We start from the raw sequence: 20,373 nt of genomic DNA on the forward strand, positions 1-20,373 counted from the left end.
GTCCTACCGGCCGCGGCGGAGTTCCCGCCGGTCCGAACGGTCCGACCGATCCGTGTAGCCAGGGCGATCGGCCATCTTCTCGCGCAACTCGAGCACCTTCTTGTAGGCCTCCTCGATCGACACCTTGCCGGCACCGACGGCCGCGTGCAGTTCGGCAAGAGCCGCGTCATAACGCTCGCGCGACAGCCGGGCACGATCCGGCTCTGCATCTACCTCGTCGTGGAGACGCCTTGCGGCTTCGAGGGCCCGCTCGTCGCCAACAACGACCACCGAATTCGAGCTCTCGTCTGCCTTCACATGAGCACGGATGCCCCTCGCCTCGAGAAGCTCCCGCATCCGACGCGCCGCGTTCGCTGCGGCGGCGTGTCTCAGATGCAGCAGCACGACGCGCTCCGTCCGGGACTCGAGGCGCTTCTTCTCCGCCTCTCGCCTCGACAGCTCGCCCGCCACGACGGCGTCCTCGATCTTCCGCTCGATTGCCCTCCGCCGCTCGCGCCGCGGCTCCTCGGGCTGGGTGTCGCTCAGCCCGAACAGGTGCCCGCGGAGGTCGGCCAGCGCCCGATCGGCCTCGAACTCGGAGATGCGGCCGCGTTCCACGGCCTCGCCGAAGCCCCGCTCGATCTCCAGGTAGCGTTCGCGGATCTCGGCCATCTCGCGTTCCCGCTTCTCGAGGTCTCCGAGCCGTCGCCGGAGATCCACGATCTCGCGCTCGGCCTCCACCTCGGAGATCGCGCCGGCGTCCGCGGCCCGCTCGATCTCCTCGGCAGCCCGCTCGTACTGCTCGCGGACGGAGCGCTGCCGCGCGGACTGCGCGCGACGCTCGGCGTCTATCTCCCGGCGTCGTTCGATCAGCTTCCGCTCGCCTTCGCGCGGCGAGAGCTGCTCCTCGTCGACCGCCCGCTTGACGCGACGCTCGGCCTCGGCATAGTCCCGCTCGAGGGCGCGGACCTCGCGCTCGGCGTCGCGAGAGAGCCTCCCGCGGAGCGTGGAGAGCCTGCGGGAAGCGTCCTGGCGCGACAGCTCATCGGCGGCGACGGCTCGCTTGGTCTCGTCATATGCCCGACGTGCGTCGGCCAGGGCGCGCTCGTCGTACGCCCGCCGCGCGTCGGCCAGCGTGCGCTCGCCGCCCGATGCGCCGCGGAGCGCCTCCATCATCGCGCGGGCTTGCTCGCTGCTGAGTTCGCCCTCGCGGACGGCCGCCCGCAGCCGCTGCCCCACGGCGTCGAAGTCCTGGGCGTACGCGACGCCCACGGGCAGCAGGGCAACGCCCGCGGCGAGCGCGCCGGCGAGCATCCAGCGGGGCGTCGCTTTGGTTCGATCCTTCATGATCATCCGGAACCTCCGTTCGAGCGGACCGCCGGTGTGCATGGCGCACGCCATGGGTGGGGCCGACGCCGGCGGGCGGTGCGCCGGAGCGGCCAGGAACTCGGCGACCCGCACGAGCGCGCCCGCGTAGGGCTTGCCGCCCGGACGCAGGCAACGCAGCACGAGCGCGTCGCAGCAGATCTCCTCGTTCGTGCGCAGCCCGCGGCGGGCGAGCCATGCGATGGGGTTCCACCAGCACAGCACGCACGCGAGCCACTCCAGCCAGCGGACGACGTGGTCCCTGCGGCGGATGTGCGCCAACTCGTGGGCCAGCACCCAGCGGAGTTCGGCCTCGCTCAGTTCGCTCCGCAGGCCCGCGGGCACGACCAGCGTCACCCGGCCGCCCGCCCACCAGACCAGCGGCGAGAGCCGCGCGTCGACGATGCGGACCGCCGGCGGGCGGCGCAGGCCCAGGCGGCGGGCGAGGTCGCGGACCATTGCGCGCGTGCCGGCATCGGCCTCGCGCGATGTGCGACCGAGCAGGCGATCGAAGCGACGCACGCGGACGAGCGACCCGGCCGCCACCGCGGCGGACCCCGCGCACCATAGCCCAAGCAGCACGGCGCTCCATGGGACCGACGCGGATGCTCCGCCGACTTCGGTGACCTCTGGCGGCGAAACCGTGGCTGCATCCGCGGGCTCGTAGGCGAGCGGCGCGGCGGCCATGGGCAGCGGGTCGATCATCGCCGCCTCGGCCGGCGGGGCTGAGGCCTGCGGCACGGGGATCAGCGGCAGCGTCAGCACCGGCGGCGTCACCAGCTTGACCAGCACCACCACCCACAGCACGTGGGCGAGCGCGGGGGCGCGGCCGCTGCGGTGCACGGCCAGCGCCGCGAGCGCGATGCACGCCGAGACCGCCAGGTTGCTCGCCAGCGCACGCAGCAGCAGATCGATCACGCCTCACCGCCTTCCAGGATGCGACGCAGCCGATCGATCTCGGCCCGCGAGAGCCTCTTGTGGTCCATCAGGTGCGTGAGGAAGGGCGCTAGCGACCCGCCGGTCAGCTTGTCGGCCAGCGATTCGAGCTGCGCGCCGGCGTAGGCCTCCCGCGACAGCGTGGGCGCGAACAGGTGCACCGCCAATCCGCGATCCCGTGCGACGAAGCCCTTGTCCTCAAGCCGCTGGAGCAGCCGCTGCACCGTGCCGTGCTGCGGCCGCCGCTCGTCGGGGTAGAGCCGCTCGCGGATCTGCCGGGCGGTCAGCGGCTGCTCGGCCCAGAGCAGTTCCATGATCGCCAGTTCCGAGTTGGCCAGCGTCGCGGGCTTCATGGGCGCCCCAGGGGCGTCGCGGTCGGCGGCAGGTACGACATCATGTCGTCATGATACGACACAGTGTCGTATTCGTCCAGCGGCTTTCGCAAGTTCATCGAAAAGCGGACAAAATCGGCGAATCAGCGGCGGCCGAACATCCGCTCTAGGTCGCGGAGGGTGAGCTTGACGCTCGTGGGCCGGCCATGGGGGCAGCTGCCGCTGCGTTCGACCCGCTCGCGGAGCTCGAGCAGGGCATGCACCTCGTCGCCGCTGAGCGGGTCGCCGGCCTTCACGGCCGCCTTGCAGGCCATCATGTCGAGCACCTCGCGGAGGGCGTCCTCGGCGTCGGCGGGCAGGTCGTCGCGCTCCAGGAGTTCGAGGACGAATTCGGCCGGATCGACGCCCCGCGAGAACAACAGGCTCGGAAAGGCGTGCACCGCGACGCGGGACGGCCCCGCGGGAGCCGCCTCGACGCCCAGCGTGCCGAGGACGCCCGCGAGCGCCGCGAGCCGCGCCACGGCGTCGACGCCCGGCGCGTCGACGATGGCCGGCGCGAGCAGCCGCTGGCTCTCCAGCGTGCCGGCGCGGTCCACGCGGGTCGCCAGCGCCTCGAACATCACCCGCTCGTGCAGCGCGTGCTGGTCGATGATGACCACACCGTCGCCGTCCTGCGCGACGAGGAAGCTGTCGCGGACCTGCATGGCGCGGCGCATCCACGGTCCGTCGGGCGGGCCCAGCGGATCGCGATCGGTGCTTGCATTGCCCGCGGACGGTTTCGCCGCCGGAGCGTCATCCGTCCGCTCACGCAGCACGCCGCGGATCTCGTCGTCGGTGAGCGCGTCGGCCAGCCGCTGCGCATCGCCGGTCATCTCGATGGCGCTGGCGCCGCCCAGCAGCGCGCCATCCGCGGGCACGAAGGGCGTCCACGTCGAGGCGCGGCTTGGCGCAACCTCGCCCATCGTGGCGGTGAGGTCGGCCGCCGCCAGCGCCTCACGGACCGAGCCGTGCACCGCGGCGTGGATGGCCGATCCGTCGCGGAAGCGGACCTCGGCCTTGGCCGGGTGCACGTTGACGTCGACCTTGGCGGGATCGACCTCGATCAGCAGCACCGCGACGGGATGCCGCCCGGGCTCAATGAGCCCGCGGTAGCTCTCGCGGAGGGCGTGCTGGATGCTGGCGTCGCGGATGACGCGGCCGTTGAGGATGATCCACTGGCCCCGCGCGTTGGCCCGCACCGCGTGCGGGCGGCCGACCAGCCCCCAGAGCGCGACGCCGTAGGTCTCGGCGGCCTGGCCCGGCACCTCGAGCATGGCGCCGGCGAGCTCGCCGCCCAGCACGCCCCGCACCCGCTCGGCGGGCGTCTGGTTGGGTGGCAGGTCGAGCACGGCGGCGCCGTCGCTGATGAGCGTGATCCCCAGGGCCGGCCGCGCCAGCGCGAGGCCCTTGACCGCCTCGACGCACCGCTGCTTCTCGGTTTGCGGCGTGCGGAGGAACTTCCGCCGCGCGGGCGTGTTGAAGAACAGGTTGCGGACCTCCACCACCGTGCCCGCCGCGCCCGCGGCCGGCGACGGCCCGCGGACGGCATCACCCTCGACCACCAGCTCGTGCGCCTCGGTCGCGTCGGCCGGCCGCGAGCGGAGCCGCAGGCGGCTGACGCTCGCAATGGACGCGAGGGCCTCGCCGCGGAAGCCCATGGTTGCGACGGCGTCGAGGTCCTCGGGGCTGGTGATCTTGCTCGTGGCGTGCGGCGCGACCGCCAGCGGCAGCTGGTCGGGCGCCATGCCGCAGCCGTCGTCGGCCACGCGGACGAGCTCGACGCCGCCGGCCTCCAGCTCGACGCGGATGCGCGACGCGCCGGCGTCGAGGGCGTTCTCGAGGAGTTCCTTGGCGACCGACGCCGGCCGCTCGACGACCTCGCCGGCGGCAATCTGGTTGACCACCAGCGGCTCGAGGCGTCGGATCTCGGGCAGAGCGGTGTGGGCCATCCCTGGCATTGTTGGTTGTAGGCGGCCCGCCGGAGGCGCTCCCCTACGCTCCGCGATGGCGACATCCACCGACACGCAGCACCTCGCCCGCGCCGCCCGTGCCGCGGTGGCCGACGCCGCCGTCGCCTGCCGCGCCGTGCAGGCCCGGCTGGACGACCTCCGGGCGATCACCAAGGACGACAAGAGCCCGGTGACCGTGGCCGACTTCGCCAGCCAGGCGATCGTCGCGCGGGCCCTCCGCGAGCACCTGGGCGAGGTCGTGCTGGTGGGCGAGGAGGGCAGCGACTATCTCCGCCAGCCGGAGCACGCCGCCCACCTCGACGCCGCGCTGGAGGCCGCCCGGGTCGTCTGGCCCGATGCGACCGCCGACGAATTGCTCGACGCCATCGATCTGGGCGACGCCGAGCCCGCCGGGGACCACACCTACTGGACGCTCGACCCCATCGACGGCACCAAGGGCTTCCTGCGGGGCCAGCAGTACGCCATCGCGCTCGCCTGGCTGGACCACGGCGTGCCGACGGTGGGCGCCATGGCCTGCCCCAACCTGCCCATCGACCACGACGCCGACCTATCGACGCCCGACATGCACGGCGCGATCTTCCTGAGCGTGGCGGGCGAGGGCACGCTGGCCGCGCCGCTGCACCCCGCCGATGCCGACGCCGAGCGGGTAGTCCGAGGCGACGTGCCCGAGGGCGAGCCCGTCCGCGCCTGCATGTCCGTCGAGAAGGCCCACAGCAGCACCGACGACACCGCGCGCGTCCTCGCGCGCATCGGGCCGAGCGGCACGCCCGCGCGGCTGGACAGCCAGTGCAAGTACGCCGTCGTCGCGCGAGGCCAGGCCGACGCCTACCTGCGGCTGCCGACGCGGAAGGGCTACGTCGAGCGCATCTGGGACCACGCCGCCGGCGCGCTGGTGGCCACCGAGGCGGGGTGCGTCGTCAGCGACATCGCGGGTGCGCCGCTCGACTTTACGCACGGCAAGGGGCTGGAGAAGAACCGCGGCATCGTGTGTGCGCCCGCCGGCGTGCACACGCGGATCGTCCGGGCCATCCGGGACGAGCGAATCCTCGACGCCTAGCCGTCCCGCCGCACGACCAAGACGCAACGATCGTCGGCCGGCTGCCCGCCGCTGAAGGCCCCCACCGCGTCGCGGATGGCCTCGGCGATGGCGTCGGGCTCGGGCTCGGCGTCTCGGATCACCGCGTCGAGCCGCTCGAGGCCGAACATCTCGTGGTCGTCGTCGAAGGCCTCGGTCACCCCATCGGTAAACATCACCATGCACTCGCCGGGGCCGAGCGTGCCCGCCACGCCGGGCGTTTCCAGGTGCTCGAGCACGCCCAGCGGCGGACAGGCGGCACCCGCAATGGCGGCCACCGAGCCGTCGGCCCGGCGGACACGCGGCGGGTGGTGCCCGGCGTTGGCGTACTGGAAGGCGCCGGTTGCGGGATAGAACTGCACGAACAACGCCGTCACGAAGCGCACGCCCATGAGCGCGTCGTACATCACCCGGTTGATGTCGGTGATGACGGTGCTGGGCGGGCGGCCGTAGGCGCGGTTGGCCAGCAAAGCGCTGCGGAGCATGCCCATCGCGACCGAGGCGGGCGGGCCGTGGCCCGAGACGTCGGCCACGCAGGTGCCGAAGGAGCCGTCGCCGAACTCTCGGAAGTCGTAGTAGTCCCCGCCGACCTCCTCGCTGGGCTGGTACCAGGCGGCGAGCGTGACGCCGTCGATCGCGGGCGGCTCGGGGGGCATGAGCGTCCGCTGCGCGTCGACGATCGACGAGAGCGACTGGCTCAGCCGCGCGTTGAGCCCGCGGACGGCATCGAGCAGGTGCCATCGCTCGCTCAGCAGCGAGGTCATGTTGCAGATCTGCATGATGATGACCAGGTCGCTCTCGGTCACGTCGAAGGGACCGGCCCGCAGGAATAGCACCCACTCGGTAGCGGCGCCGCCACGGTAGATCGGCAGCACCATCGCGTGGGTCATCGATCGCCGCGGGCCCTGCAGGATCGGATCGCCGGGCGAACCTTCGAGGGTGACGATGCATGGACGGTCGTGCTGGATGAGCTGGCTCAGCACGCCGCCGAAGGTCGGCTCGACGGCCTCGAAATCGGGCCACAAGCACGTCTCCCACGCCTCGTCGATGTCCATCGGCCCGTCGGGCAGGTCCGCATGGTGCATGATGCGATAGCCGCCGCGGTCGGCCGGGCCAGCGGCGATGCTCATGAAGAGCTCCGCGCCGAAGAGCGATCGAACCCTCTCCAGCAGATGGAACTCGAAGTCGCGTTGCTCCTCGGCGTGCGTCGCGCCGCGCAGGATCTCCACGAAGGCGGCGGCGCGCGTCGTGGATGCGTCGGCGTCGGCGGGCATCACCAACGGTATGCCCGGCTGCCCCGATACAGAGCTGCCGGGGGAGCCTCCCGGATGGCGATCGAGCGTTAGCCCAGCAGGTCCAGCACCTGCTCCTGGTTGCTCAGCTGCGACGACAGCGAGAACAGCGTGGCCTCGGTGCGGATGTTCGCGCGGATGAGCCGGCTGGCTTCCTCGGCCACGTCGGCGTCGCGGATGAGCGAGCGCGAGGCCGAGAGGGTCTCGATCTCCGTCGCGATGCTCGCGAGCCTGGGCCCGAGCACGTTGCGGCCCAGGTTGCCCAGCGCCGCCTGCTCGTAGAGCACCGTGTCGCGAGCCGCCGCGATGACCTGCTGCGCGAGCTCGGGATTCTCGAGCAGCGACGCCGTGCCGCCGCTCTTGAGATCCGAGAACGCCACGCGCGTCGACGCGCCGCCCGGGACCTCCGGATCCAGCACGACCTCGCCGAAGCCCGACGACGAGAGATCGCCGACGGCGTACGTCTGGTCGCCCGCGGGCACGACGAAGCGCCCATCGAGCAGCTTCTGGTCGTTGAAGCTGGCCTGCCCGATGATGCGATCTACGCTCCGCACGATCGAGTCGAGCTCGACCTGCAGCGCCTCGCGTTCGGCGTCGGAGAGGCCGGCCGTGTTCGCCGACTGCACCGCGAGGCCCTCGGCCTCGATCAGCAGGCCCGAGATCTCACCGAGCGCACCCGACGCGGTATCTACGACGGCCTGGCTCCGCTCGAGCGCCCGCGTCTCGGCCTCGAGCGCCGCCAGCGCGGCGCCGAGCCCCTCGCTGGCGATCAGGCCGGCGGGATCGTCCGAGCCGCGGTTGATCCGCAGCCCGGTCGACAACCGCTCGAGAGCGGTGTTGCGATCCGCGAGATTGGCCGACAGCATGCGCAGGCCGGGACCGGTCTGCCCAGCACCGGGACCGAATGGCAGTCCAATGGGTTGCATGGCGTGGCCCCTCCGTGGCGTTGCGTGCCCCGCTCGATCTCGAGTGTCCTGACCCTCGAATCTATCGAATGCGATGGCCGTGCCGCCCAGGCGTGGGCCCCGGCAAGCCACGCGCCGCCCGGCCCGACGCGCCGCTCCATCGGCACGCCTTGCCCAGGCTCCCGCTGCGGTCGTTATCGGTGTCGTTGCGGCGCGACTGGAGCCCGATCCGGCCCGTTCGATAACACGCCGCCCCGGAGCGACACCCCGATCGTCCTAGGCCCCGAACAGCCCCTCGACGAACGCCTCGGGGTCGAAGGGCTGCAGGTCCTCGGGCCGCTCGCCCACGCCGATGAACTTCACCGGCAGGTCGCAGGCCTCCCGCACGGCGATGACCACGCCGCCCTTGGCCGTGCCGTCGAGCTTGGTGACGACCAGCCCGGTCAGATCGACGGCCTGGCGGAAGTGCTCGGCCTGCGCGACGGCGTTCTGGCCGCTGGTGGCATCGAGCACGAGCAGCGATTCGTGGGGCGCCCCCTCGATGGGCTTGCCGGCGACCTTGGCGATCTTGCCGAGCTGCCGCATCAGCGCGTCCTGGGTCTGCAGCCGGCCGGCGGTATCGAGGATGACCACGTCGACACCGCGGGCGACGCCCGCCGAGCAGGCATCGAAGGCAACCGCGGCCGGATCGCCGCCCTGCTGGCCCCGCACGACCTCGACGCCCAGCCGCTCGGCCCAGACCTCGAGCTGCCGGACCGCGCCGGCGCGGAAGGTATCGCAGGCGCCCAGCAGCACCGTCTTGCCGTCGTCCCGCAGCGCGTGGCAGAGCTTGGCGATCGTGGTGGTCTTGCCCACGCCGTTGACGCCGGTGACCAGCAGCACCGTGGGACCGCTCTGGGCGTAGCGGAGCGCGACCTCCTCCGCGGGCCACATCGCCGCCACCGAGCGGCGGAGGTAGGCGATCGCGTCCTCGCCCCGCTCGAGCTTGCCGGCCTTCACGTCGGCCCGCAGTCCCTCGATCAGCCGCTTGGTCGCCGGCACGCCCACGTCAGCCCGCAGCAGCAGCCCCTCGATCTCGCGGATCAGCTCGTCGTCGAGCCGGCGGCCCGTGACGAGCTCCCGCAGCGGATCGATCAACACCGCGCGGGTCCGCTGCAGCGAATCCCGCAGCTTGCGGCCGAGCGACTTCAGCACGCCTCGGTCTCCGGACGCGTCGCCGGCGCGGCCGAATCCGTCTCGGCCTGCACGTTCATCTCCAGCCAGCGCATGGCCTCGTCGAGCAGCGCGTTGACGAACGCGGGCGACTTCTCGGTGCTGTACGCCCGCGCGAGCTCGATGGCCTCGTCGATGGCGACCCGCGGCGGCGTGCGGCCGCTGGCCATCTCGTGGTGCGCCAGCCGCAGGATGGCCCGGTCTACCGCCGGCTGCCTGGACACGGGCCACGCCGGCGACAGCTCCTCGAACAGCGCGTCGGCCTGCCCGCGATCCGCGTAGGCGGCCAGCGCGAGCGCCTCGGCCTTCCGCAGCACGCGGGCCTCGGGATGCTCGTCGGCGGACTCGTTGCTCTCGGCCGCCGCCCGCACGGCGTCGAGTTCGGCGTCCGACGGCGGATCAGCGGCGCCGGCGGCGTCGAGCTGGTAGAGCATCCGAAAGGCGGCCGTGCGGACCCGCTGCGGCTGGATCATGCACTGGCTCCGGCGGGGGCGGCCTTGTCCACGGGGGGGGTCGCGTCCGCCGGCGGCTCGGGCGGCGGGGCCATCAGCGGCCGCAGGTCGCCCCCCGCGAGCGCGCCGCGGAGGCGTCGCAGCTCGGCGAGGGCGTCGAGGGCGGCCGCCATCGCCTCCTGCCCCTTGTTGCCCTTATCGCCCCCCGCGCGGGCCCGGGCCTGCGCCGCGGAGTCGGCGGTGATCACCCCGAAGCACACGGGCATCGCCAGTTCGGCCGACAGCCGCGCCAGCCCCTCCGCGACAGCCGCCGAGATGTAGCGGTCGTGGCTGGTCTGCCCGCGGATGACGCAGCCGAGCGCGACGACGGCCTCGAAGGCCCCGGATCGCGCCGCCGACGACGCCAACGCCACCAATTCGAAGGCCCCCGGGGCCCGGAGCACGGCGGCGTTGGTGCCGGGGCTCCGCCGCGCAAGTTCGGCCCGGGCGGCCTCCAGCATGGGCCCCGTGATCGAGGCGTTATAGCTGCTGGCCACGATGGCGATCTGCGGCGGGGCGGCCTGGGGCGTCATCATCGGGGATGGTAGAGGCCGACCCCGGCCGCCGCGGCGACGCGCGGGGCGGCCACCGCCCGCAGTACCATGCCGCGTGCGAAAGCGGCTGGCACGACTGACCGACGTCCTCCGCCTCACGCGGTTCGCCTCGGCCTTCGCGGCCGTGGGCAACGTGTGGCTGGTCGTGCTGTGGACCCGGTCCAACCCCGAGGAACTGGCAAGCGTGCCCGAGGGGGCGCCCATCCGCGTCGTGCCGCTGCCGCTGCTGCTATTGGGCGGCGCCGTGGCGGCCGTCGGGCTGTACGCCTTCACGCTCGCGCTCAACGACATCGTCGACAGCCGCCGCGACCGCGCGCTGGGCGAGGACCGCCCCCTGCCCGCCGGCCGGGTGGGGATGGACGCCGCCACCGTGATCGTGGCGGCATCGCTGTGCGTCGCGGTGCTGGGCGCCTCGATCTTCGGGACGGCCGCGGTACAGCTCACGGTGCTGGTCGCGATCGCGGCGCTGGCCTTCAACCTCGCTGGCAAGTTCGTGCCCGGCGCCGGCCCGTTGCTGCTGGGCCTGATCTTCGCAGGCCACATGGTCATCCCCAACCTCAACCTGCAGTTCGTGTGGCCCGTGATCCTCGTGATGACGCACGCGCTCGCGGTCGAGTGGGCGGCGTGGATCATCGGCCGCAAGCGTCCCGCGCTCAGCCGCCGCGCCGTGGCCATCGGCATCGCGGGCTGGCTGGGCTGGGCCGCCGTCATCCTGGCCATCGGCGGCTACAACGCGGGGCAGGCCCAGGTCTGGCCGGCCTGGACCAACCCGCTCACGCTGCTGATCATCGCGGGCCTCGTGGCCGCTTTTGTCCTCTATGTATCGCACAAGGTCCGACGCACCGGCGTCGGGCCCCGGGCCGCCGAGAAGCTCCGCCGCTACGGCGCCGTGTGGCTCGCGTTCTACGCCGTGGGCTGGCTGGTGGGCGAGGGCGCGTGGATGTCGGCGGCGATCATCGGCGGGCTGAGCCTCGCCGGCCTGGCCGCCATGACCGCGGCCCGCGAGATATACCACCTCGCGCACCAGCCGCTGGGCTACCGGCGGTAGCTCCCCGGCCCGCCGCGTTCCGGCTAGAACATGCCCAGCGAGTAGAAGACGGCCGTGAATACCAGGTCGGCCAGCACGACGGCCACGACCGACTCGACCACCGTCCGCGTCGTCGCCGCCCCGACGCCCGCGGCCCCGCCCGACACCCGCAGGCCGTTGGTGCACGCGATCACGCCGATGAGCGTGCCGAACACGAAGGCCTTGACGATGCCGGTCCAGAAGTCGACCGCCTGCACCTGCTGCAGCAGGTTGTCCCAGAACACGACGAAGGGGATGTCGAGCACGACGGTCGACATCAGGATGCTGGCGATGATCGAGGTGACGTTGGCGAGCACCGCCAGCGCAGCCATGCACGTGCAGGTCGCGAACACCCGGGGCACGACCAGGAAGCGCACCGGATTGAGTGCGTGGGCCTCGAGGGCCTCGATCTCCTCGCCCACCACCATGGTGCCGATCTCGGCGGTGATGGCCGCCCCGGCGTAGCCGGTCAGCACGATGGCGCTGATCAGGGGCCCCAGCTCGCGGAGCACCGCGATGCCCACGATGTTGGCCAGCTTGTCCTTCTGCCCCAGTTCGTCCAGCGGCGGCGCCATCTGGAGGGTCAGGATCAGCCCGACGGCCCCCGACACCAGGCAGATGATCGGGATGGACCGCACGCCGACGCGGATGATCTGCGTCGCCAGCGCCGCCGACCCGACGCGGACGTTGCGGTCGAAGACGAAGCGGGTGATCCAGCCGGCGGCTTCGAGCAGCAGCAGCAGCGCATCGCCGATGTGCTCCAGCAGGCCGATGATCGAACCGCCCAGGCCCGACAGCAGCCGGATCATCCGCCTAGCCCGCCGAAGCGCTGAGCGCTTCGTCCAGCGACCCGGTCATGCGGAATACCGTATCGAGCCGCGCGATCTCGAAGATCGACCGCACGCGGTCCTGGAGCGCGCACAGCGTGAGGTCGACGCCCTTCTTGCGGCTGAGCTGCAGCCCCTGCACGAGCGTGGCGACACCCGAGCTGTCCATGTAGGTCACGCCAGACAGGTCGACGATCAGCGAGCCTCCCTTGGAGAGCTTGCCCATCGCGTCCTGGAGCGAGGTCTGCAGCTGGGGCGAGCGCACCAGATCGACCTCGCCCTGCGGCGACACCACCACGGCGCCGGAGCGCGGCGAGCTGATCGAGATGCCGTCGTCGCCGTTGTGCGTCGCCACGCTACCGCTCCTTCGCCTCGGGCTGTGTAGGGCAGGATCCGTTGGCGTCCTCGTCGCCCGACGCGATCTCCCGCGTCCGCCGGGCGGACGGGCCGTCGACCCGCTTCTCGAGCGTCAGCCGCATCCCGCCGTGCTCGCGGTGGGCGTACTCGGCCGCGTCGACGACCTGCTTGATGATGTGGACGCCCAGCCCGCCGGGCTTGACGTCGTCCAGGTCGCGGCCCTTGATCCGCGCCAGGTCGACCTGCTTGGCCTCGTCCTCGATGGTGATCCGCACGCCGGGCCCGTGCTCCCCGTCGTCCTCGAGGGGCCAGACCCGCACCCAGATCGGTCGCCCGGGCGAGCGGTCGTAGCCGTGGCGGATGACGTTGCACAGCGCCTCGTCGACGGCGAGCGCTAAGTGGGCGCTCGAGTCGTTGGAGAACCCCAGCCGCCTCGCGACGCCCGACACCAGCTCGCGGGCGCCGGCCAGGTAGCGCACGTCGCTCACCAGCCGCAGCTCGACATCGGGCGGGCTGGTCGGCGTCGTGCTCGTCGTCGGCAGGCCCATGAAGTCGACGCACCCCTCGATCCGGCGGCTCGCCCGTCCCAGCATCGTCGCACGCGGGGGCCGACGCAGAAGATCGGCAACTTCCCTGGTGCGACCCGACCGATCCGCGAACCCGTACGCCGCCTGGGGCGGCCTCTCGGGCGTGCTAGCGGGTCCGGAGCCAATCCTCCCATCGGCCCACGGCCACCTCGCGGTCGGCCTGCGATGAATAGGGATGGTAGCCGAATCGCTCGCCCGCCGATCGCTCCAGGGCCGCGATGGCCAGCACCCGCAGCGCGCCATCATCGGACCGCAGGGCCGACACCATGAAGCGATACTCGTCGTCCGTCGGCGGATCGGACGCCCGCGTGATCGCCCGCAGCCGCGACACCGGATCCCGCCCGTCGCCCGAGGGCAGGATGGTGGAGCGGCAGCCGGCCGGCAGCGCGAGCACCGCCGCCACCGACACCAAGAGCAGGACCAGGGCGGCACGTCGCATCCGCGGCATGGTAGACCGGACCGCATATGCTCTTCGCTTCCCTCGCGGAGGCAGGCCATGATCCCGACCCCGCACGACGAGGTCGTGCTGATTGTCGACTTTGGTTCCCAGACCGCCCAGCTCATCGCGCGCCGCTGCCGCGAGCTGGGTGTGTGCGCGGTGCTGGTCGCCCCCACGATCTCGGCCGCCGAGGTCGCAGAGACCAACGCCCGCGCCATCATCCTCAGCGGCGGGCCGGCGAGCGTCGACGACCCGGGCGCCCCGGAGCTGAGCGACCACCTGCTGCACGCCGGCGTGCCCGTGCTGGGCATCTGCTACGGCATGCAGATCGCCTGCCGCCTCCTGGGCGCGGCGGTCGAGAAGTCCCCGCAGCGGGAGTTTGGCCGCGCCTGCATGACCATCGCCGAGCGGGACGTGCTGCTCAGCGCCATCCCCGACAACACCACCGTCTGGATGAGCCACGGCGACCGCATCGGTGCCCTCGAGCGGACCGGCTTCCGCGTGCTGGGCAACACGCCCCACTGCCCGGGCGCCGCCGTCGCCTACGTGCACGAGGGCGTCCGCTTCTACGGCGTGCAGTTCCACCCCGAGGTGACGCACACCCCCCACGGCGTGGACATCCTGCGGAACTTCCTCTTCGAGATCGCCGGCTGCCGTGGTACCTGGCGGATGGCCGACTTCGCCCGCACCCAGCAGGACGCCCTGGCCGGGGCCATCGGCGACGCCCACGTCATCTGCGGGCTCTCGGGCGGCGTCGATTCGGCGGTCTGCGCCGCGCTGCTGCACCGCGCCATCGGCGACCAGCTGCACTGCGTCTTCGTCGATACCGGGCTGCTCCGCAAGAACGAGCGTGAGCTGGTCGAGAGCACCTTCCGCGACCACTTCGACGTCGATCTCACCGTCGTCGACGCCGCCGCCGAGTTCCTGGGCGACCTCGCGGGCGTGCTCGACCCCCAGGAGAAGCGACGGCTCATCGGCCACCGGTTCATCGACGTCTTCTCGCGGACCGCCCGCGACATCCCCGGCGCGACCATCCTCGCCCAGGGCACGCTCTACCCGGACGTCATCGAGAGCGGCCAGGGCCATGGCGGCGTGTCGGCCACCATCAAGCTGCACCACAACGTCGGCGGCCTGCCCGCGGAGCTGGGCTTCGATCTCGTCGAGCCGCTGCGGGACCTCTTCAAGGACGAGGTCCGCACGCTGGGCGAGGTGCTGGGCCTGCCGGGCCAGATGGTCTGGCGGCACCCCTTCCCCGGGCCCGGGCTGGCCGTCCGCGTGCTGGGCGAGGTGGCCGCCGACAAGCTCGCCGTGCTGCGGGACTGCGACGAGATCGTGCTCGAGGAGATCGTGTCGGCCCAGCTCTACCGCCAGACGAGCCAGGTCTTCGCGGTGCTGCTGCCGGTGCAGAGCGTGGGCGTGATGGGTGACGGCCGCACCTACGAGAACGCCGTCGCCGTCCGGGCCGTCGAGACCGAGGACTTCATGACCGCCGACTGGGCCCGGCTGCCCTACGAGGTGCTGGCCCGCATCAGCAACCGCATCATCAACGAGGTGCGGGGCGTCAACCGCGTGGTCTACGACATCTCGAGCAAGCCGCCGGCGACCATCGAGTGGGAGTAGCCGTGGACGCCGCCTTCGAACGGCGCTCCACCAACGACAACGGCGGCCGAGGACGGCCGCCGCTGAGCACATCCGAGATGGAGTCGCCTAATTCAGGCGGCGTCGCGCTGCGACACGTTGATGGTCGTGCCGCTGGCGTTGCGGAGGTCGCCGCCGGGGATGGTCTGCACGGGCTGCAGGCCGGCGACCTGGGCGACGGGCTGCACGAGGGGCTGGCCGAAGCCGTTGGTCACGGCCTGGCCCTGGTAGCCCGCGAACGGCTGGGCAGCCGGGAACTGGCCCTGGAACTGGTTCTGGAACTGGCCCGGCACCTGGCCCGAGAACTGGGCACCCAGCTGGTTGAGGTACGGGTTGTAGAACTGGCCGGGAACGACGCCGGTGATCGGGGCGAAGCCGAAGGGCGTGGCCGAGGCGAACGGGCCGCTCGCGACGCCGTTCTGGATGCTGTTCTGCACGCCGTTGGTCGTCGTGCCCTGGCCGTTGCTGGTCGGGGTGACGCCGGTGATGGGCGAGCCAATCGACGACGCGATCGGCGAACCGGTCTGCGAGGCGTAGATCGGGCTGCCGAAGGTCGGCTGCACGGGCGCGATGTTCTGCGTGATCGGGGCGAAGGGCGCGAAGCCATTGACGCCGCCGACGGCGCTGATCGGAGTGCCGAAGATCGACGAGGTCGGCGACCACTGCGGGATGGTCGTGCCGCCGAAGGTGTTGAACGGCAGGCCGTGCACCGGGAGCGTGCCCGAGAAGATGCTGCTGGTAGGCAGGCCGGCGTTCAGCGGCGACCACTGCGAGTTGATCGACGAGAACTGGTTCCACGCCGGCAGCACGCTCTGGTTCAGGACGTCGCCGAAGCGGCCGCCGATGAACGGCGCAACGCCATCGATGCCGAAGCTCGACCAGCTGTTGAAGAACGGGTTGACCGGAGCGCCGGTGATCGGCGTCGAGGGCGACCACGCGTTGATCGGCCCCTGGCCGAAGAAGGGCGTGCCGAACTGGCCAGCAAAGGGCAGGCCGAAGCTCGACGCGAATGGGTTGGTGAACGGGCCGCCGAACTGGCCGGAGAAGGCCGGCGCGATCGGGCCGGGGATGCCGCCCTGGAACGACGCGATGGTCGACCACGGGGTGCCCACGCCGGCGAAGGACGAGGCGAACGGCGAGCTGAAGGGGGTGCTAAACGGGGTGGCGAACGGGTTCGCGAACGGCGAACCGATCGGCGACATGAAGCTCGGAACGGTGTTCATCGCGCGACTCTCCTGACTGTCTCGGGGCCGGCGGCCGCGAGGGAGACCCAAGTGGGCGCGCGACCATCGCGCGACCCCGGAGGGCCTGGTTGCCTGGATCCGTAACGAATCGGATTGGATGCGAGGGCCTGCGCCGCTCGCGCCATTAGTGTCGGTAAGAGCGCCCACGGACTTTGCAGGCTTCACGACTTCCACCCGGAATTCCCCGCCCGGCGCAGGAACGGCAACCGAATACCCCGGCCACCACCGCCCCGCGCAAGACGTGCCGTTCCGCCGGTCGCCGCCGCGACCGCCGTTCGGGCACGTCCTGCGCGATCTACCATCCGGGTGGGGAGCCGCGCGGAACTTCAAGGAGGCCCGCGCGTCCAAACGTCAGACGCCCCGCCGGCAGACACCCGATGCAACGGGCGGCGGGGTGGCCGGTTAAACAAGCCGGCGAGCGACGTGCCGGCACGAACCCGGGCAACCCAGCCCCGCCCGCCGGCGAACCTCCCCAGTGGCCCCCCGGGGCCGAGTCCAGCCATGCGGCCCGTGCCCGGGCCGCGCCCCCGCCGCGAGACCGCGGCCCGGGCACGAGCGCAGGAGTCCACGATGCCCGCAGCACCCACCACTACGCGTCCCGGAACGAGCCGCACCGCCCTGGCCAGCACCCGCCTTGGCACGAGCCTCATCGCGGCCGTCGCAGGGGTTGCCGCTGCCACCGCGGTTCTCGGACCCGTGGCCATGCCGGCCCTGGCCCAGCGAGCCGTTCGTGTGCAGCCGCGGCCCGAGGCGGTGACCATCGCGCGGATGACCACGCCCATCACCGCCGACTTCCGCGACCAGCGGCTCGAGGACGTCCTCGAGTACCTCGTGCAGCAGACCGAGGCCGACCTGGAGATCCTCTGGGAGAGCGACCGGGCGACGAGCGGCCTCGATCCCGACATGCTCATCACCCTCAAGGTCGAGAACCTCGCCGCACTCACCGTGCTCGAGCGGGTGCTGGACATGGCCCAGGGCGAGTTCGGCGGGCTGAACAACTGGCAGATGACCTCGTGGGGCGCCATGCAGGTCGGCCCGACCGAGCGGCTCAACAACTTCGTCCGCACCGAGATCTACGACATCAACGACCTGCTGCTCACCCTGCCCGAGTACGACGAGGTGCCCGAGCTCGAGCTCGACCAGGCGCTGCAGTCCGGCCAGGGCGGCGGCGGCGGCCAGAGCCCCTTCCAGAACAACAACGACCAGGATCTCGAGGAGCTGCCCATCGAGGAGCGGGCGCGGGAGATCATCGACCTCGTCGAGGAGTTCGTCGAGCCCGAGCACTGGGTCGAGAACCCCCGCGCCTCGATCAAGTACTTCCGCGGCAACATGATCGTCCGCGCCCCGGACTACGTGCACCGCGGCCTCGTCGGATACTCGTACTGGCCCGCCCGGCGCGTCACCCGCGTCGTCGAGGGCCGCCGCTACGTCACCATGTCGGTCGACACCGGCATCTCGACCATCGACGGCATCGGCACCCAGCCCGTGAGCGCCGTCGTCGGCGGCAGCATCATCAGCAGCGGACCTCCGGGCGGCGGCGGCTGAGGCTTCCGAGGGACATCCACGCCCGCCGCACGCGCACCGCGTAGTCTCCGCCATGGCAGACGACAACGCGGTGCGTGTTCGCATCGGCCGGGACCACTTCCGGACCGAGATCCATGCCGGCCCGCACGAGATGGCGGCCGACGAACCCGAGAGCCTCGGCGGCACCGATACCGGCCCTGACCCCTACCAGCTGCTGCTGGCCTCCCTCGGAGCGTGCAAGGCCATCACGGTCCGCATGTACGCCGACCGCAAGGGCTGGCCGCTCGAGCAGCTCGAGGTCACGCTCTCGCACAGCCGCGTGCATGCCAAGGACTGCGAGGACTGCAGCTCCGAGAGCGGCATGGTGAGCATCATCGAGTGCACGCTGGACGCCACCGGAGCGCTCGACGAGGAGCAGCGGGCACGCCTGGCGGAGATCGCGGACAAGTGCCCCGTGCACAAGACGCTCACCGGCGAGGTCAAGATCCGCACCGAACTTGCCTAGCCGAACGCGCGGACGCGGCTACGGCCCGGGTTCGTCCTGGACGGGGATGAGGTCGGGCTGCGACGCCTTGGGCGGCGGCGGCGCGGGATCGTGCCACAGCAGCAGGTAGGCCCACACGCACGCGCCGAAGAAGGCCTGCACGAGCGCCACCCAGCCGATGGTCTGCCGCAGCACCGGCCGCTCGCGCAGCGGCTCGGAGACCCGCGTCGACAGCTCGATGGCGAGCACGCGGCCCCGAGCGGCGGCGGCCTTGGCGCGGGGCTTCAGCCAGGCATGCGCGGCGACGAGGCGATCGCGAGGCTTCGCGGGCCGCGACGGAGCTGAGACCACGGCGGGCGCGGGCTGGGCATCGGCCCGCGCGGCCGGCTCGGGGGCCGCAGCCGCCACGCCCCCCGGGGCCACGTCCTCCGCGGGCTCGGCGTGAGACTCGGCGGCTGGCTCAGGCGATTCGGCCGCGGGCGGCGCGTCGGCGAGGTCGGGGATCTCGGCGGCCGCGAGCTGCTCGTCGGCCAGCGCCGCCAGTTGCTCATCAAGAGCGCCGATCAGCTCGGCCTCGTCGTCGGCCGCGGGCGGACGCGACGCCGCAGCGGCATCGTCCGCCTCCGGCGAGCCTGACTCGGCGGGCGCATCGCCATCGATCGACTCGCCAGCCGCCGACTCGCGCCCTTCGGGCCCCAGAAGCAGATCACCCAGCTCCTCGTCCGAGGGAGGGTCGATGTCCAGCTCCTCGACCGGCGACGGCGAGCCCGGCGGCACATCGACGTCGGCCTCCGCGTCGACCTCGGCATCTGGAGTCTCGGCGTCGGCGTCGGGCTCGATCGCGTCCGGCTCCTCGAACTCGCCCGAGCTGAGCAGCGCATCGAGCTCGGCTTCGAGGGCAACCTCCAGGTCGGTGCCGTCGGCACCCGGCTCGCCGGTGGTCTCCCGCGCGGCGTCGGCCGCCGGCGGCTCATCGACCGGCGGGGCATCGCCGGACGTCTCGGGTGCGGCGACCTCGGCCGCCGCGGGCGGCGGCTCGGCGCGGTGCGTCTCCTTCGCGGGTCGCTCCGGAGCGGCGGGCGGAGCCTGCCCGGACGGCAGCGGATCGCCCGCGTCGAGCTCGCGGCCGACCTCGGCGATCTTCGACGAAGCCGTCTCCACGGAGTCCATCAGCGCATCGAGGCGGGCGCTGATATCCTCGATCTGGGCAATTTCTTCGGCGTTCGCGGCCATCTGGGTGGTCACCTGCGGCTCGGTCCCCGGGACACGCTCTCGGACCGTTGCCCCGCGGACTCCAATTTTTGCGCCCCCGAGCACCCCGGGCATGCACCACGTCCTGCACCAACACGAACTCGACCGCGAGGGCGAGACGCTCGCCATCGAGGGCGAGGAGGCCCGCCACGCCGTGCGGGTCAAGCGGCTGCGGGAGGGCGAGCCCATCGTGCTGCTCGACGGCCGCGGCGGCCGCGCAACGGGCATCGTGGCGGGCTCGGACAAGAACGGCCCGCGGGACTCCTGGCGTCTTCTAGTATCGATAGAACATTATCGATTAATTCCGCAATCATCCCCGGCGGTCCACGTGCTGTGCCCGGCACCCAAGGGCGACTTGCTCGAGTCGATGATCGACCAGCTCAGCCAGGTCGGGGCCGCCAGTTGGAGCCCGCTGGAGACCGCCAGGAGCGAGCGACCGCCCCGGCCGGGACGCCTCGATCGGCTCCGCCGCGTCGCCACCGAGTCCGCCAAGCAATGCGGCCGCCCCTGGCTGCTCGAGATCGGCGAGCCGGTCCGGTTCTCGGACGCACTTTCGCGGCCCCACGCCGTACTCGCGGCGGCAGATGGCGAGGCCCCCGGGCGCCTCCCTCATGCGGGCCCGGATTGGGGGATGGAAGATATTTCCGTGCTGGTCGGTCCAGAGGGCGGATTCTCGGACGCGGAGCGAAGGAACGCCGAAGAGCAGGCGTTGGCGCGGGTGGCCCTGGGGCCGCACGTCCTGCGGATCGGGACGGCGGCGGTCCTGGCGGCAGCCGCATTCGTGCGCGTCAGCAACGTGTAGGCCG

Annotated in this window: 20 protein-coding genes; 6 read left to right on the forward strand and 14 right to left on the reverse strand. The window is 72.1% G+C overall.

Annotation, left to right across the window (positions count from 1 at the left end):
* Positions 1-3: 3 nt before the first annotated feature.
* From AAFX79_11715 to mutL, 3 genes are all read right to left on the reverse strand, one after another.
* Positions 4-2,262, reverse strand: a complete 2,259-nt coding sequence (locus tag AAFX79_11715; GenBank protein ID MEO1009223.1) for a M56 family metallopeptidase — start codon at positions 2,260-2,262, stop codon at positions 4-6.
* Positions 2,259-2,633 (reverse strand): BlaI/MecI/CopY family transcriptional regulator, encoded by a 375-nt coding sequence (locus tag AAFX79_11720; GenBank protein MEO1009224.1) that lies wholly within the window; start codon positions 2,631-2,633, stop codon positions 2,259-2,261. Before AAFX79_11720 ends, AAFX79_11715 begins: the two co-directional genes overlap by 4 nt.
* A 122-nt stretch (positions 2,634-2,755) precedes the next feature.
* On the reverse strand, positions 2,756-4,600 hold the full coding sequence (gene mutL / locus AAFX79_11725) for a DNA mismatch repair endonuclease MutL (protein ID MEO1009225.1): 1,845 nt from the start codon (positions 4,598-4,600) through the stop codon (positions 2,756-2,758).
* Positions 4,601-4,655: 55 nt separating this feature from the next.
* Between mutL and AAFX79_11730 the strand changes: the two genes are divergently transcribed.
* Complete coding sequence (locus AAFX79_11730) at positions 4,656-5,678, forward strand: 3'(2'),5'-bisphosphate nucleotidase (protein MEO1009226.1); 1,023 nt, start codon at positions 4,656-4,658, stop codon at positions 5,676-5,678.
* Here the strand turns inward: AAFX79_11730 and AAFX79_11735 are convergent.
* From AAFX79_11735 to ribH, 5 genes are all read right to left on the reverse strand, one after another.
* Positions 5,675-6,970, reverse strand: a complete 1,296-nt coding sequence (locus AAFX79_11735) for a PP2C family protein-serine/threonine phosphatase (protein ID MEO1009227.1) — start codon at positions 6,968-6,970, stop codon at positions 5,675-5,677. The genes AAFX79_11730 and AAFX79_11735 overlap by 4 nt on opposite strands.
* Positions 6,971-7,038: 68 nt before the next feature.
* Complete coding sequence (locus tag AAFX79_11740) at positions 7,039-7,914, reverse strand: flagellin (protein ID MEO1009228.1); 876 nt, start codon at positions 7,912-7,914, stop codon at positions 7,039-7,041.
* Positions 7,915-8,169: 255 nt separating this feature from the next.
* Complete coding sequence (ftsY, locus tag AAFX79_11745; protein ID MEO1009229.1) at positions 8,170-9,087, reverse strand: signal recognition particle-docking protein FtsY; 918 nt, start codon at positions 9,085-9,087, stop codon at positions 8,170-8,172.
* Positions 9,081-9,578, reverse strand: coding sequence for a transcription antitermination factor NusB (gene nusB / locus AAFX79_11750; GenBank protein MEO1009230.1), 498 nt, complete (start codon positions 9,576-9,578; stop codon positions 9,081-9,083). Before nusB ends, ftsY begins: the two co-directional genes overlap by 7 nt.
* Entirely contained in the window at positions 9,575-10,132 is a 558-nt protein-coding gene (gene ribH, locus AAFX79_11755; GenBank protein MEO1009231.1) for a 6,7-dimethyl-8-ribityllumazine synthase, read from the reverse strand. The genes nusB and ribH overlap by 4 nt, the downstream gene beginning before the upstream one ends.
* A 73-nt stretch (positions 10,133-10,205) precedes the next feature.
* Here ribH and AAFX79_11760 point away from each other — a divergent pair, with 73 nt between their 5' ends.
* Positions 10,206-11,198, forward strand: a complete 993-nt coding sequence (locus AAFX79_11760; GenBank protein MEO1009232.1) for a hypothetical protein — start codon at positions 10,206-10,208, stop codon at positions 11,196-11,198.
* 23 nt (positions 11,199-11,221) lie between these two features.
* Here the strand turns inward: AAFX79_11760 and AAFX79_11765 are convergent, their stop codons facing one another.
* The 4 genes from AAFX79_11765 to AAFX79_11780 all read right to left on the reverse strand — a co-directional run bounded on the left by AAFX79_11765 (position 11,222) and on the right by AAFX79_11780 (position 13,426).
* The gene (locus AAFX79_11765; GenBank protein ID MEO1009233.1) at positions 11,222-12,025 is read right to left on the reverse strand and encodes an ABC transporter permease; all 804 of its coding nucleotides are present in this window, start codon (positions 12,023-12,025) and stop codon (positions 11,222-11,224) included.
* Positions 12,026-12,029: 4 nt separating this feature from the next.
* Positions 12,030-12,398 (reverse strand): STAS domain-containing protein, encoded by a 369-nt coding sequence (locus AAFX79_11770; GenBank protein ID MEO1009234.1) that lies wholly within the window; start codon positions 12,396-12,398, stop codon positions 12,030-12,032.
* A 1-nt stretch (position 12,399) separates the two neighbouring features.
* A complete protein-coding gene (locus tag AAFX79_11775) occupies positions 12,400-12,993 on the reverse strand; it encodes an ATP-binding protein (protein MEO1009235.1) in 594 nt (197 codons plus the stop codon).
* Positions 12,994-13,093: 100 nt separating this feature from the next.
* Positions 13,094-13,426 (reverse strand): hypothetical protein, encoded by a 333-nt coding sequence (locus tag AAFX79_11780; GenBank protein MEO1009236.1) that lies wholly within the window; start codon positions 13,424-13,426, stop codon positions 13,094-13,096.
* 57 nt (positions 13,427-13,483) lie between these two features.
* Between AAFX79_11780 and guaA the strand changes: the two genes are divergently transcribed.
* The gene (gene guaA / locus AAFX79_11785; GenBank protein MEO1009237.1) at positions 13,484-15,046 is read left to right on the forward strand and encodes a glutamine-hydrolyzing GMP synthase; all 1,563 of its coding nucleotides are present in this window, start codon (positions 13,484-13,486) and stop codon (positions 15,044-15,046) included.
* Positions 15,047-15,138: 92 nt separating this feature from the next.
* Here the strand turns inward: guaA and AAFX79_11790 are convergent, their stop codons facing one another.
* Entirely contained in the window at positions 15,139-16,287 is a 1,149-nt protein-coding gene (locus AAFX79_11790; protein MEO1009238.1) for a hypothetical protein, read from the reverse strand.
* Positions 16,288-16,878: 591 nt separating this feature from the next.
* On the opposite strand from AAFX79_11790, the gene AAFX79_11795 reads away from it, so the two are divergent.
* Both AAFX79_11795 and AAFX79_11800 read left to right on the forward strand, forming a co-directional pair.
* Positions 16,879-17,853 carry a hypothetical protein gene (locus AAFX79_11795; protein MEO1009239.1) on the forward strand — a complete coding sequence of 325 codons (975 nt, stop codon included), beginning with the start codon at positions 16,879-16,881 and terminating at the stop codon, positions 17,851-17,853.
* Positions 17,854-17,905: 52 nt separating this feature from the next.
* Positions 17,906-18,337: an OsmC family protein gene (locus AAFX79_11800; GenBank protein MEO1009240.1), complete on the forward strand. Its 432-nt coding sequence runs from the start codon at positions 17,906-17,908 to the stop codon at positions 18,335-18,337.
* Between the two features lie 18 nt (positions 18,338-18,355).
* On the opposite strand, the gene AAFX79_11805 is transcribed toward AAFX79_11800, so the two are convergent.
* Positions 18,356-19,561, reverse strand: coding sequence for a hypothetical protein (locus AAFX79_11805; protein ID MEO1009241.1), 1,206 nt, complete (start codon positions 19,559-19,561; stop codon positions 18,356-18,358).
* A gap of 79 nt (positions 19,562-19,640) precedes the next feature.
* Between AAFX79_11805 and AAFX79_11810 the strand changes: the two genes are divergently transcribed.
* Positions 19,641-20,369, forward strand: coding sequence for an RsmE family RNA methyltransferase (locus AAFX79_11810; protein MEO1009242.1), 729 nt, complete (start codon positions 19,641-19,643; stop codon positions 20,367-20,369).
* Positions 20,370-20,373 lie beyond the last annotated feature (4 nt).

Source organism: Planctomycetota bacterium (assembly GCA_039819165.1).
In the GTDB taxonomy this organism is placed as follows: Bacteria; Planctomycetota; Phycisphaerae; order Phycisphaerales; family UBA1924; genus JAHCJI01.

Bases quoted from the DNA above. Each gene is read 5' to 3' on its own strand.
- AAFX79_11775 (MEO1009235.1), bottom strand. From the start codon at position 12,993: ATGCTGGGACGGGCGAGCCGCCGGATCGAGGGGTGCGTCGACTTCATG.
- AAFX79_11730 (MEO1009226.1), top strand. From the start codon at position 4,656: ATGGCGACATCCACCGACACGCAGCACCTCGCCCGCGCCGCCCGTGCC.
- AAFX79_11810 (MEO1009242.1), top strand. From the start codon at position 19,641: ATGCACCACGTCCTGCACCAACACGAACTCGACCGCGAGGGCGAGACG.
- AAFX79_11765 (MEO1009233.1), bottom strand. From the start codon at position 12,025: ATGATCCGGCTGCTGTCGGGCCTGGGCGGTTCGATCATCGGCCTGCTG.
- guaA (MEO1009237.1), top strand. From the start codon at position 13,484: ATGATCCCGACCCCGCACGACGAGGTCGTGCTGATTGTCGACTTTGGT.
- mutL (MEO1009225.1), bottom strand. From the start codon at position 4,600: ATGGCCCACACCGCTCTGCCCGAGATCCGACGCCTCGAGCCGCTGGTG.
- AAFX79_11740 (MEO1009228.1), bottom strand. From the start codon at position 7,914: ATGCAACCCATTGGACTGCCATTCGGTCCCGGTGCTGGGCAGACCGGT.
- ribH (MEO1009231.1), bottom strand. From the start codon at position 10,132: ATGATGACGCCCCAGGCCGCCCCGCCGCAGATCGCCATCGTGGCCAGC.
- AAFX79_11720 (MEO1009224.1), bottom strand. From the start codon at position 2,633: ATGAAGCCCGCGACGCTGGCCAACTCGGAACTGGCGATCATGGAACTG.
- AAFX79_11735 (MEO1009227.1), bottom strand. From the start codon at position 6,970: ATGCCCGCCGACGCCGACGCATCCACGACGCGCGCCGCCGCCTTCGTG.
- AAFX79_11800 (MEO1009240.1), top strand. From the start codon at position 17,906: ATGGCAGACGACAACGCGGTGCGTGTTCGCATCGGCCGGGACCACTTC.
- AAFX79_11780 (MEO1009236.1), bottom strand. From the start codon at position 13,426: ATGCGACGTGCCGCCCTGGTCCTGCTCTTGGTGTCGGTGGCGGCGGTG.
- AAFX79_11795 (MEO1009239.1), top strand. From the start codon at position 16,879: ATGCCCGCAGCACCCACCACTACGCGTCCCGGAACGAGCCGCACCGCC.
- AAFX79_11790 (MEO1009238.1), bottom strand. From the start codon at position 16,287: ATGAACACCGTTCCGAGCTTCATGTCGCCGATCGGTTCGCCGTTCGCG.
- nusB (MEO1009230.1), bottom strand. From the start codon at position 9,578: ATGATCCAGCCGCAGCGGGTCCGCACGGCCGCCTTTCGGATGCTCTAC.